Origin of the sequence: Flavobacterium rhamnosiphilum (genome assembly GCF_004349195.1) — a bacterium.
Lineage (GTDB): Bacteria > Bacteroidota > Bacteroidia > Flavobacteriales > Flavobacteriaceae > Flavobacterium > Flavobacterium rhamnosiphilum.
The window spans coordinates 119442-132158 of the sequence record NZ_SMLG01000001.1 but is presented as its reverse complement, the minus strand read 5'-3'; the positions used below and the strand labels follow the sequence as shown (position 1 = coordinate 132158).

The 12717-nt window shown below is 35.4% G+C and carries 14 protein-coding genes; 4 read left to right on the top strand and 10 right to left on the bottom strand.

The window, feature by feature from the left end:
* Positions 1-19 precede the first annotated feature (19 nt).
* Entirely contained in the window at positions 20-463 is a 444-nt protein-coding gene (locus tag E0I26_RS00535; protein WP_131914554.1) for a GNAT family N-acetyltransferase, read from the top strand.
* On the opposite strand, the gene E0I26_RS00530 is transcribed toward E0I26_RS00535, so the two are convergent.
* The 4 genes from E0I26_RS00530 to rnpA are packed head-to-tail and all read right to left on the bottom strand — an operon-like array spanning position 464 to position 4171.
* Positions 464-1273 carry an OmpA family protein gene (locus tag E0I26_RS00530; protein WP_317126106.1) on the bottom strand — a complete coding sequence of 270 codons (810 nt, stop codon included), beginning with the start codon at positions 1271-1273 and terminating at the stop codon, positions 464-466.
* Positions 1270-2907 carry a S41 family peptidase gene (locus E0I26_RS00525; protein WP_131914553.1) on the bottom strand — a complete coding sequence of 546 codons (1638 nt, stop codon included), beginning with the start codon at positions 2905-2907 and terminating at the stop codon, positions 1270-1272. The genes E0I26_RS00530 and E0I26_RS00525 overlap by 4 nt, the downstream gene beginning before the upstream one ends.
* A 4-nt stretch (positions 2908-2911) precedes the next feature.
* Complete coding sequence (locus E0I26_RS00520; protein WP_131914552.1) at positions 2912-3748, bottom strand: DUF4349 domain-containing protein; 837 nt, start codon at positions 3746-3748, stop codon at positions 2912-2914.
* Between the two features lie 42 nt (positions 3749-3790).
* The gene (gene rnpA / locus E0I26_RS00515; RefSeq protein WP_131914551.1) at positions 3791-4171 is read right to left on the bottom strand and encodes a ribonuclease P protein component; all 381 of its coding nucleotides are present in this window, start codon (positions 4169-4171) and stop codon (positions 3791-3793) included.
* A 125-nt stretch (positions 4172-4296) separates the two neighbouring features.
* Between rnpA and E0I26_RS00510 the strand changes: the two genes are divergently transcribed.
* The 3 genes from E0I26_RS00510 to E0I26_RS00500 all read left to right on the top strand — a co-directional run bounded on the left by E0I26_RS00510 (position 4297) and on the right by E0I26_RS00500 (position 6775).
* Positions 4297-5031 carry a lysophospholipid acyltransferase family protein gene (locus E0I26_RS00510; RefSeq protein WP_131914550.1) on the top strand — a complete coding sequence of 245 codons (735 nt, stop codon included), beginning with the start codon at positions 4297-4299 and terminating at the stop codon, positions 5029-5031.
* A 10-nt stretch (positions 5032-5041) separates the two neighbouring features.
* Positions 5042-6031, top strand: coding sequence for an acyl-ACP desaturase (locus tag E0I26_RS00505; RefSeq protein ID WP_131914549.1), 990 nt, complete (start codon positions 5042-5044; stop codon positions 6029-6031).
* Between the two features lie 90 nt (positions 6032-6121).
* A complete protein-coding gene (locus tag E0I26_RS00500; protein ID WP_131914548.1) occupies positions 6122-6775 on the top strand; it encodes an HD domain-containing protein in 654 nt (217 codons plus the stop codon).
* 93 nt (positions 6776-6868) lie between these two features.
* On the opposite strand, the gene E0I26_RS00495 is transcribed toward E0I26_RS00500, so the two are convergent.
* The 6 genes from E0I26_RS00495 to hemH form a co-directional block, all read right to left on the bottom strand.
* The gene (locus E0I26_RS00495) at positions 6869-7273 is read right to left on the bottom strand and encodes a hypothetical protein (RefSeq protein WP_131914547.1); all 405 of its coding nucleotides are present in this window, start codon (positions 7271-7273) and stop codon (positions 6869-6871) included.
* 150 nt (positions 7274-7423) lie between these two features.
* Positions 7424-8206 (bottom strand): enoyl-CoA hydratase/isomerase family protein, encoded by a 783-nt coding sequence (locus E0I26_RS00490; RefSeq protein ID WP_131914546.1) that lies wholly within the window; start codon positions 8204-8206, stop codon positions 7424-7426.
* Positions 8207-8216: 10 nt separating this feature from the next.
* Entirely contained in the window at positions 8217-9689 is a 1473-nt protein-coding gene (locus tag E0I26_RS00485; protein ID WP_394346094.1) for a sensor histidine kinase, read from the bottom strand.
* Position 9690: 1 nt separating this feature from the next.
* Complete coding sequence (locus tag E0I26_RS00480; protein ID WP_131914545.1) at positions 9691-10248, bottom strand: CopD family protein; 558 nt, start codon at positions 10246-10248, stop codon at positions 9691-9693.
* Positions 10232-11590, bottom strand: coding sequence for an MATE family efflux transporter (locus E0I26_RS00475; protein WP_131914544.1), 1359 nt, complete (start codon positions 11588-11590; stop codon positions 10232-10234). The genes E0I26_RS00480 and E0I26_RS00475 overlap by 17 nt, the downstream gene beginning before the upstream one ends.
* Positions 11591-12646, bottom strand: a complete 1056-nt coding sequence (gene hemH, locus E0I26_RS00470; protein WP_131914543.1) for a ferrochelatase — start codon at positions 12644-12646, stop codon at positions 11591-11593. It abuts the gene before it with no gap.
* Between the last annotated feature and the right edge of the window lie 71 nt (positions 12647-12717).

Genomic DNA, 12717 nt, shown 5'->3' with positions numbered 1-12717 from the left:
AAAACATAAAAAAGGCACGATGTTACAATGGAAAATTAAGGCGTTTGACGCACTAACGGTTCACGAACTATACGATTTGTTGCAATTAAGAAGTGAGATCTTTGTCGTGGAGCAAAATTGCGTTTATCTTGATCTTGACGGGAAAGATAAAGTAGCGTTACATCTTATAGGCGAATTTGAAGGTAAAATTGTCGCTCATTCCAGATTATTCAAACCCGGAATCAGTTTTGATAATGCTTCTATAGGAAGGGTAACTGTTGATGCTAATTATCGCGACAGAAAATGGGGACATGACTTAATGCGAGAATCGATTGCCGGAATCGCTCATCATTTTGGCGAAAGCAAAATCACTATTGGAGCACAGTTGTATCTAAAAAAATTCTACGAAAACCACGGATTTGTGCAAACCAGCGACATGTATCTGGAAGATGATATTCCGCATATTGAGATGAAAAGAGAGTAATTAAGTTTTCACAATAAGAAATTCGACTCTTCGGTCTAGCGCTTCTCCCAGACCCGTAGGGAATTTGTTTCCACTTCCTATGTATTTCATTCTAAGGCTGTTTATGCCTTTGGATATTAGGTATTTGTATACACTTTTGGCCCGATTCAAAGAAAGTTTCCTTTCGTGACTGTCTTTATCGATAGCGTCATCGTAATAGCTTGGAGTGCAACATACGTGTCCTTTAATCTCGAATTGTACGTTTTTTTGTTTTTGTATAATTTTTGAAATTTTGTCTAATTCCAGTTTGGATTGTTCAGTTAATTTGCTGCTTCCCAAAGGAAATAGAATATTATCTAAGTAGACTCGATCACCAACTTTATGATTGTCCTGAAAAGAGTTGTAAATTCCTTTTCCAAAACTATTTTTCTTAACAAGAAATAAGTCAACACGTCTGTTTTTGGAACGGGTTTCGTTTAAATTCTCAAATGGATCATTGGTTAAAATCACCCGACCTTTTCCTTCGATAATAACAATTTTATTTTTATTAAAACCATTAGAAGTCAAGATATCTTGAACCGTTTTTACTCTGTTATCCGATAATTTATAATTGTAATCATTATCGCCTCTATCGTCACAATACCCATAAATCTGTATGGATTCGACTTTTGTAGTATCTACTCTTTTTATAAAATCGACTATAATTTGTACTTGGTTATTATAAAGATTGTATTTGTCAAATTCAAAATATACAGTCTCTACAGTTTTACTCTGAGCAGATAGATAACCAAAAAACAACAGGAATAGTAGACTAAATAAGTTTTTCATCATATTTTTAAAATAGTCTTATACTCGGAATTATTGTTCAAAATACTTATGGCTTTCTTAATTTCGGAGTTGTTTTTTATGTAATATTGATACAATCCTTCTTGATATTGATAGCGTTTAATGATTTCATCCAAAATCAGATTTTTAATTTCTTTTTGGTTTTTATCCAATAAAGCATTCTCACTTTTCTGAAGCGCAGTAAGCAGTTGTTGGTATTCTACAAGGATGGATTCCTCTATTTTTTCTTTTTTGGCTACAGCCAAAGTGTTCTTCAAAGCGAGTTCCGTTTCAGTATCAAAGGAGAATTTCTGTACTTTTAAAAACTGTTTGAAATCCAAGAAATCAGCATCAGTAACGGCAGGAATACGATTTCCTAAATCGGGGTTTTTATAATAATAACTGGTTACGTAATTGAAAATCCCATCATTTCTTATCAAAGCATCCGTTATTGGACTTGATTTTGCTTCTTCCAGTTCCACATCGGGCTGAATACCACCGCCATCATAAACTGTTCTTCCTTTTCGGGTTTTAAAAGCATTGTAATTTTTCTCATCAGTCTTTATAGCTTTGCCGTTTGTGTCTTTATGAGCATAATCCAAGGCCTGAATGCATCTTCCTGATGGCGTGTAATAGCGCGAAATGGTTACTTTTAGTTGCGTTCCATAGGTTAAATCCACTGGTCTTTGCACCAATCCTTTTCCAAAACTACGGCTTCCTACCACCACAGCGCGATCTAAATCCTGCAAGGCGCCAGCCACAATTTCTGATGCCGAAGCACTTCTGCCATTCACAATAATAATCAAAGGAATTTCAGTGTCTACAGGATCTTTACTCGTTTTATAGGTACTGTTGTGTTTTTCTATTTTTGATTTTGTAGTAACAATGATTTCATTTTTTGGAACAAAGAGATTACAGATATTCACCGCTTCATTCAAAAGTCCGCCCGGATTATCTCTTAAATCCAATATAATTCGTTCGGCACCGTCTTTTTTTAATTGTTCCAATGCTTCTTTGGTTTCGAAGGACGCTTTTTTGTTAAAATGAGATAACACAATATATCCGGTTTTGTCGTCTATTTTTGCAAAAAAGGGAACCGATTTAATTTCGACTTCGTCAAGGACAATTTGAGTAGTGTTCATTTTCCCTTGTCGGATGTATTTGATGTCGATTTTAGTGTTTTTCGCACCTTTAAAAAGCTGTGAAGCATCTTCTTTGAAATCAGATAATAATACATCGCCTATTTGAGTAATTTCATCACCCGCTTTAAGACCCGCTTTATCCGCAGGGAAGTTCTTATACGCTTCCTTGACTATTAATTTATCTTCTTTCCGAGTCAATAAAGCGCCTATTCCGGTATATTCTCCAGTGTTGTTTATCTTGAATCGCACCACATCCTGTTCGTTGAAATAAACGGTGTAAGGGTCTAAATTGGCTAGCATCCCTTTGATGGCTTTATCCATTAATTCCCCGGGATTCGTTTCATCGACATAATTCCGGTTCAATTCCTTGAAAAGGGTAGTGAATATCTCGATTTGCTTGGCAATTTCAAAAAAATCGTCTTTGAAACTAGCACCAATAAACAGAAATGCCGAAGCGACAACGGGAAGTATGAATTTTTTTTTGAAGAAAGAATACATTGTTTTATATTTTTTTTGTCTTAAATCTTTTTCTAATAAAGTAACCTATAGCAAACAGGATAATGATAAACGGCCAAATACTCAGTAAATTTATAAATAAACTAGAAACGCTATTGAACCCAGATTTGATGGCAGTCCAAATTTTCATTCCATAAGAAGCTGTTACGCCACTTTCTTCAGCGATAGATTTGTAGAATTCTATGGTAATGGTGCTGAATGAAACTCGGTTTTGCATATAGTTCAACTGGCCTTCTTTTGCTTCGATTTCTTCGCGAATGGAGGAAAGTTGTGCCTCAATTTCTAACATCTCAGAAACTTTATTTGCTTTTTTTAGAAGTTCGAGATAACGGTTTTCCAGTACTTTTTTAGCTTTTAATCGAGCATCGATATCAATATATTCTGCGGTTACATCTTGAGATGATATTTCTTTATTGTCAAAATAAGCAACTCCTTTTGAAATGTCTTTCAAAAATAAATCGAAATTTTTGCTTGGAACACGAATGATTAATCTTCTAAAAACAGACCCATAATCCTTTCCCTCAGTATCATTCTGAATAGTAGCATTGTGACTCTTTACTGCATTCTGTATTTGAGTATAAGTGGCTGTTAAATCATTGGTTTGAAAACGAAGATTGCCTTCTTTGATGATTTTTGGTTCAATGTTTTGAGGAGCTTCCTTTGCCGACGCATTTAAATCTGCTTTGTCATAAAGAGCATTTCCAGCTGAAGCTTCTTTTGGAGGAAGTTTGATAGCCGATACTTTCATATCTAAATCAGCCTCGGCTTTTTTACAACTGGAAAAAGAAAGTATTAATAGAAAAAACAAGGCTATTGATTTCATAAACATTAAATTTTAATGCTAAAAATACAAAAAATAGAATTGCTACTCTTCTTTTTTTATTTGAAGCAAAAACTTCTCAAACAATTGAATGGTTTTGGTATTAATTTCGGCATACGTCAATCGGTCTTTGGTTTGGTAAAAAAACATAAAGGAATACGGTTGATCCAGATTGTCAATCAAAAGGTGTTTGTTGAGACGATAGGTTTCGCGCAACACACGTTTGAAATAATTGCGGTCTACGGCTTTCTTAAAATTCTTTTTGGAAACCGAAACGCCCATTTTTATTTTTTCGCCTTCGCCAAAAGAACCGGCTTTATACACCAATCGCAGCGGATATTTAGATACTGATTTCCCTTCGGTAAACAATAATCCAATGGTGATTTTACTTTTTAGCTTTTCGTTTTTTGGGTAAGTGAAGTTCATTTTAATAGAAAAAAGACATAGATTTTAATGTACAAAGTTACGATTAAACGTTGAGCCTGTATATTGTTTCCGATTTAAATCGGGCTAAAAATATATTTCTTACTTTTGTGGCAAATTTTTAAAGCATGCAAAAACTAATTTCGTATCCCACTTCCGTAATTTATTATTTATGTTTCGGTCTTACATTGGTTATATTTCATCCAATTCAGTGGGTTTGCTTCAATGTTTTTGGATATCAAGCTCATAAAAAAAGTGTCGATTATTTGAATTTTTTCTTATTGAAATGCACGAACCTTTTGGGAACAACGTACAAATTTGAAAACATAGAAAGCATACCTAAAAATGTTCCACTGATTTTTGTGTCGAATCATCAAAGTATGTACGATATTATTGCTATGATTTGGTTTTTCCGCCGATTTCATTGTAAATTTGTAAGTAAGAAAGAATTAGGAAAAGGAATTCCAAGTGTATCGTTTAATTTACGTCATGGAGGCTCTGCTCTTATCGATCGTAAAGATCCCAAACAAGCCATTCCTGCCATCAAAGGATTGTCAGAATATATTGAAAAACACAACCGTTCTGCAGTCATTTTTCCGGAAGGAACACGTAGTAAGACTGGTAAACCAAAAGAGTTTGCGCAAAGCGGTTTGAAAATTTTATGTAAATATGCGCCATCGGCATATGTGGTTCCAGTAAGCATAAACAATTCTTGGAAAATAGTTAAATACGGGTTTTTTCCTTTAGGTTTAGGAAATCGCCTTACCTTTGTAGTTCATAAACCATTAGCGGTTAAGGATTATGATTTTGCTGATCTAATGGAGAAAACAGAAACAGCAGTTGTTCAAGGAATAAAAATTTAATTTATATATAATGTCAATAAAAAACATTCGATTAGAAGTAATGCAGTTTTTGGAAAAAAACGTAGACAGCTTTGTCGATCAGTATCTAATTCCAGTGGAGAAAATATGGCAACCAACGGATTTTTTGCCTAATTCTCAAAGTGATACTTTTTTTGATGAGGTCAAAGAATTACGTGAAATTGCAAAAGAATTACCGTATGATTTCTGGGTGACTTTAGTAGGTGACACGATTACTGAGGAAGCTTTACCAACCTACGAATCCTGGTTGATGGACGTAGACGGAATTGATAATGTAGAACGAAACGGTTGGTCTAAATGGATCAGACAATGGACTGGAGAGGAAAATCGTCATGGCGATTTATTGAACAAATATTTGTATTTATCAGGTCGTGTGAACATGCGTGAAGTAGAAATCACGACGCAACACCTTATCAACGACGGTTTTGATATTGGAACCGGAAGAGATCCATACAAAAACTTTGTATATACCAGTTTTCAAGAATTAGCGACCTATGTTTCTCACAACAGAGTGGCGCAAATGGCTAAAAAATATGGCGATAACAAATTGTCTAAAATGTGCAAAATGATTGCCGGTGACGAGATGCGTCATCATCATGCGTACAGCGAATTTGTAAACCGTATTTTTCAAGTTGATCCAAGTGAAATGATGCTTGCGTTTCAATACATGATGAAAGCAAAAATCGTTATGCCTGCGCATTTCTTGAGAGAATCCGGTGAAAAGATAAGCACAGCTTTCGAACAGTTTTCTGATTCGGCACAACGAATTGGAGTTTACACTGCGGCGGATTATGTGGATATCATGCAAAAACTAATAGACAAATGGGAAATCGATAAAATTTCCGGTTTGACAGATGAAGCAGAAAAAGCTCGTGATTATTTGATGAAATTACCGGGAAGAATGGCGAAAATATCGGAAAGATTAGTGATTCCAAAAGAGTCGCATATCTTTAAATGGGTGGAGCCAGCTTTAGTAAGATAGATTTTTGAATTCTAAATAAAGAATGAAGATGTTGAATTTTGAAGTTGGAGAACTTTGAAATTCAACATTTTTTTTAAAAGTATATAAACAATGACAAACCCTGATTTAATAAGCAAAACGATTCTTTTTGTAAAAGAAAAACTAGAAAATGCCGAAGGCGGACACGACTGGTTCCATATCGAAAGAGTGTTTAAGAATTCTGTTCTGATTTCAAAAAATGAAGTTTGTGATACCACTGTTGTTAAACTTGGGGCTTTGCTTCATGATATTGCCGACAGTAAGTTTCATGACGGTGATGAAACCGTTGGGCCAAGAATAGCCAGAACATTTTTGGAATCAGAAAATGTTGATGAAGAAATCATCACGCATGTGGTGAATATCATTGACAACATCTCGTACAAAGGCGGCAATTTCGAAAAGAAATTCTCTTCAATAGAATTGGATGTGGTTCAGGATGCAGACCGTTTAGATGCGATTGGCGCCATTGGAATTGCCAGAACATTCAATTATGGCGGATTCAAAAACAGAGCGCTTTACGACCCTAAAATCGCTCCAAATTCCAGCATGACCAAGGAGGAATACAAGAAGAACGATTCTCCAACGCTCAATCATTTTTATGAAAAGTTATTGCTTTTGAAAGATAAGATGAATACCGAGACCGGAAAGCAAATTGCACAAGAAAGACACCGTTATATGGAAGGATTTCTGGCGCAGTTTTATGCAGAATGGGAAGGGGAGAAATAGGATTTTTGATTGCAGATTAACGATTTTAAATTTCAGATGTTTTTTCGATTGCTGATTTTTAAATCAAAAATCAGCAATCGTTAATCAAAAATCTTAAATCGAAATCCCTTTGGCTTTCATTTCCAGAATCACATCCGAAGCGTTTTTAAAAGTTGGCGCTTGCTCAATAATGCTTCCCACTCTTTTTTTATTGAGTTTAAAGGTGATATCATTCTCTGTTGTAAACAGCAAAGCGGTTAAAAACGGGTTATTCATGTACGGAGCCAATATGATAAAAGCTTCGTCAAGCGTATGGAAACTTTCTACTTCTTCGGTTTTGTAACGCGCTGTAACCGAAAGACTAAAAACGTCATTTTCCAGTAAAACGGGACGCACATAAATATTTTTCAGTTCCGTATCACCAATGGTTTTGGCAAGTGTTAGTTTAGCGTAGGTATGGTTTTCGATGCTTTCTTTTACCTTTTCCCAGAAAAGTGCAAATACAGGTTGGAAGGACATAAGTTTAATTTTAGATGGTGTGTTATATTCCGAAACGGGTCTGTAAAATTAAGTGTTGTAAACCAAACAATCCCTTTTTAAGGAAAGATTATTTTAAATTGATAATCACTTATAAACTAAAAAGAGAACCAATGTGGCTCTCTTTTGTTATTATTTCCCAGTAAACACTGCTTTTCTTTTCTCCAAGAAAGCGGTTGTTCCTTCTTTAAAATCTTCGGTTCCAAAGCATTTTCCAAAAGCTTTTATTTCGGTTTCATAGCCGTTTTTTCCTTCTTTAAAGTTGGCATTTACCGCTTTGATGGCTTTGCCAATAGCGTAAGGAGAGTTCTTGATTATTTTATTGGCCACACTCACACAGTAATCTAAAAGTTCTGCTTCAGGGACTACGTGATTCACCAGTCCAGTTCTGTAAGCGTCTTGTGCCGTTACCATTCCTGCGGTCATAATCATTTCCATTGCACGTCCTTTTCCTATCAATTGTGGTAAGCGTTGTGTTCCTCCATAACCCGGAATTACGCCCAGCGAAACTTCTGGCAATCCCATTTTTGCATTTTCCGAAGCCACTCTGAAATGACACGCCATGGCTAATTCTAATCCGCCGCCCAATGCAAAACCATTGACTGCTGCAATTACCGGTGTTTTTAAATTCTCTATGAAATCAAATAATTTTTCTTGCCCTTCAGCTGCTAATTGCATCCCTTCTTCAATAGAAAAATTAGCAAATTCAGAAATATCAGCTCCGGCCACAAATGCTTTTTCACCACTTCCAGTTAGAATAATAGCACGAATTTCATTGTTTTTCCCTAATGTTTTGAAAGCTTTGTTCAAATCAGAAATAGTTGCAACATTCAAAGCGTTTAGTTTTGTAGGACGATTAATGGTAATCGTTGCGATGTTATTTTCAGTTGCAATTAAAATATTTTCGTAATTCATAATTGTATTTTTAAGTGTTAATTATTGGAAGTGATACAATAAAAGTAGTTCCTTTTCCAAATTCAGTTTCAAAGGTAATTGTTCCTTTATAATTTTCAATAATGTTTTTTATAATACCAAGACCAAGACCCATTCCACTGCTTTTAGTGGTGAATTTTGGTTCGAATATACGGTCGATGTCTTTGGGCTGAATGCCAATTCCATTATCGGCAACGGTGATTAGAACGTTGTTTAATTCTTTCTTTACGGACACAATGATGGACTTGTTTTCCTGCTGTTCCGGAATGGACTGAATGGCATTCTTTGCTAAATTTGTGATAATTCGAATGAGTTGCGTACGGTCAATTTTCGAAATAATTTCGGGAGAATCACTTTGAAATTCAATATATTCTTCATTGAAAATATCCATTGCAAGTTCTACTACTTCAACCACGTTTAAGGTTTCATTTTGTTGTGCTGGCATCGATGCAAAATTCGAAAAAGCAGAAGCCACCGCACTCATCGTATCAATTTGTTGAATTAAAGTTTCGGAGTAGTCATTCATTTTCTGCTTTACATTCGGATCATTCGGATCAAATTTCCGCTGAAAACTCTGCACTGTTAATCGCATTGGCGTAAGCGGATTTTTGATTTCATGTGCCACCTGTTTCGCCATTTCGCGCCAAGCTTCTTCACGTTCGCTTTGCGCTAGTTTGATGGCACTTTTCTCCAGTTCATCCACCATTCCGTTGTATGCTTTTATTAAAAGATTAATCTCTTTGCTGCTGGCTTCCAAAACAATTTTTTCGTTTTTTTGATTCAAACTCGTTTCGCTCAACTTATCTGAAATTGTTTTTAATGATTTTGTTATGTATGTAGAAAGAAAATAGGCTAATGCAAACGCGACGATAAGCATAAAAGAATATACTTGTCCCAAACTGATAAGAAAACTATTTAACTCATTTTTATAAAATTCATCGTCTTCAATATAGAGTAGATTTAAAATACCAAGCGGTTTAAACTTGTCGTCCTTTATTTGGCTGTAAGAGGAAAGACTCTTAATCCCATCAATGGTTTTAATGTCCACGTATCTTTTTTCAATAGAGGAACGAACTAATTTTAGGATGTATTTTGGGATAGGAGGAGCTACTTTATCAACAGAAAACGATTCTTTTGATGATTTCAACAACTTTCCGTCCAGACTATAAATGTTGATTTCAATGTTATGAATTTGTGCTAATTCGTGAATTTTATCTTTAAAAATTAAATCTAAATTCCCTGATGTCAACGGATATGTAGTTGTGGAAAGCACATAGTAGATATGCTCTTTTACAGCATTTTCTTTTCGCTCCAGACGTTCTTGATGGTATTCCTTGGCTTCGTTTTTAAACTGAAAAATAGAAATGGAAGCCAATAAAACGGAAGCCATTACTATCAATACAATCATCGAAAGGAAAATCCTGATTCGTAACGAAAGCATTGATATTTTGAAGCTTTTAAACATATTAAGATTGATTTCTTTCTCTGATTTTTTTATAAAATTTAAAGCCTAGCATTATCAAAACAGAAAATAAAATTATTCCTATTACACCATAAATCCAGTTAAAAGCATTTTTTAAAATTACTAAAAAAACCACTGCAAAAAGGATTATTGTCGCGCCTTCGTTCCACAAACGCATGAAGTTCGAAGTATAATTGACTTGATTATTTTGCAATTGCTTGAAAATTTGATGGCATTTTGCATGGTACAAATACAACACAAATACGAAGCCAAGTTTTACATGCATCCAAGGCATTTTTAACCAAGCATTGCCTAAATCAGTAAAAAACAACATCCAAAAAGCAAAAATACTTGCTAATATCGCCGAAGGCCAAGTGATAATATACCACATGCGATAGGTCATTATTTTGAATTGTTTTTGTAAAATTTCTTTTTCAGGCGAGGGTTTATCTGCCGCCTCTATTTGGTAAACAAATAGCCGTACAATATTAAATAGACCTACAAACCATGTGATTACAAAGATGAGGTGTAATGATTTGAGGTAATTATAATATTGATCCATCGGTAGTTTTTGTAAATTTAGTATTCATTTCTTTTTTTAGAAAATAGCCAGTCAATAGTGTTGATAAAATATCAGCAATTGGGAATGCAATCCATACTCCAAAAATACCTAAAAAATTTGGTAGAATCAGCACTAATGGAATCAGGAAAAATCCTTGTTTGCTTAAGGTCAAAAGCAATGCTTTTTTTGCCTTTCCCGCTGCTTGAAAATAAGCCGCACCAATTAGTTGAACGGCTATGATTGGCGAAGCCGCAAATACCCAGCGCAATGCTTCCGGAGTTTGGGCAATCACGAGTGGATCGGTGGTAAAAATAGCGACTATAGGTTTGGCAAAAATTAGAATAATCACAAAAATAAGGGAGGCTAAAAAGACTGCGTATTTTATCGAAAGCTGTACACTTTCTTTGACTCTTTCATAATTTTCAGCACCATAATTAAAGCCTGCAATTGGGAGAAATCCTTGCGTAATTCCCAGAATCGGGAACAAAGCAAACATCAACATTCGGCTTATAATTCCATAAATAGCAACGGAATGTTCACCACCACACGTGTATAAAGTATGATTCAGTATTATGGCTAAAATGCTCACCACACCTTGTCTCGAAAAAGTTACAAAACTCAATTCGGTTATTTCCTTTACAATAGGAATGTTGAATTTGAAATGTCTGGCTTTTAGTTTTAGTTCACTTTTAAAATAAAAAAACCAAAACACAAATAAGAAGCACGTAAAATAGGATATGGCTGTAGCCAAAGCAGCGCCAAACATTCCTAAATTCAGGTATTTTATAAAAATAATGTCTAGTAAAATATTTATAAAAGCGGGAATAATCATCGCTACCATGGCAAATTTCGCCTTGCCTTCTGCACGAATTACGTTGTTTCCCATCATGCAAAGTGCTAAAAACGGAACACTTATAATTATGGGAAAGAAAAATTCTTTTGCAGGTTCCATTATGGCTCCTTTCGCACCAAAAAGCATCAGCATTTCTTCGCTGAAAAAAAGACCAAATAGCACAAAAACAGATGCCAATAAAAAAGTCATGATGATTTGATTGCCAAAGGTATGCAATGCTTTTTCCTTGTGATTGGCTCCCAATGCCCTAGAAAGTACAGAACCTCCGCCCACACCAATCGCCATTCCCAAAGAAGAAATCAAAAAGGTGATAGGCAAGACCACGGTTACCGCCGCAATAGCTAAAGTGCCAATCCATTGCCCAACAAAAATGGTGTCGATTAAAATATTAACCGACATGAATAAAATCCCAATAGAAGACGGAACGGCTTGTTTTATCAAGAGTTTTTTGATGTCCTGAGTTCCTAACTCATCGGCGGTAACAGCCATTTATGCGTTTATTTTTTCTGAGTCAACTTTAACGGATGAAGAGGCGTTCGACCAGTTTGAAATCCAGTTGCTTACGGTTTTACACCAATCATCACTGTCATTCAAACACGGAATTGCTAAAAATGCTGACCCACCATGTTCTTTAAACTGATGATTGGCTTCCATGGCAATTTCTTCCAAAGTCTCCAAACAATCTGATACAAAAGCAGGCGTTACAACGGCAAGTTTTTTAATTCCTTTTTCAGGCATTTTGTTTATTTCCACATCAGTATACGGTGTCAACCATTTGTCTCCAGCTAATCGCGATTGAAAAGTCTGACTGTATTTTTCTTCCGGGATTCCCAGTAATTTTACCACTTGTTTGGTGGTTTCATAACATTGGTGACGGTAACAAAATTCATGTGCCGGCGAAGGCGTGTTGCAACATGAACCGTCTATTTTGCAATGTGATTTGGTGATATCCGTTTTGCGAATGTGACGCTCCGGGATTCCGTGGTAGGAGAATAATAAATGATCGTAATCAAAACCTTCTAAGTGACTTTTGATAGAATCGGCCAGATTTTGTAAATAATCAGGTTTGTTATAAAATGCAGGAACAATTGTGAATTTCATTTCCGGGAAATGCTTTTTGCGCAATTCTTCGGCCAGTTCTAATATTGTAGTCGTAGATGCCATCGCATGTTGTGGGTACAATGGAAAAAGCAGCACTTCATTCACTCCTTTGTCATGTAATTCTTGTAAACCAGATAATAAAGAAGGATTTCCATAACGCATCGCTAGTGAAACAGGAATGTCAACTAATTGCTTTACTTTCTCGTGCATTCTTTTGGAAATGACCACAAGTGGAGAACCTTCGTCCCACCATATTTTTGCGTATGCGGCAGCCGATTTTTTAGGTCTTGTTTGTAAAATTATTCCACGAACCAATAATGCTCGCAACAAAAACGGAACGTCAATTACGTATTTGTCCATTAAAAATTCATCTAAATACGGTTTAACATCCTTAGGAGTTGGACTTTCTGGAGAACCTAAATTGACTAATAATACACCTTTCATGTTTCTGGTTTTTGTTGGTACAAAAGTAAATAAACTTACTTTTTTATAAATTGTGATTAACTATTTTTTAT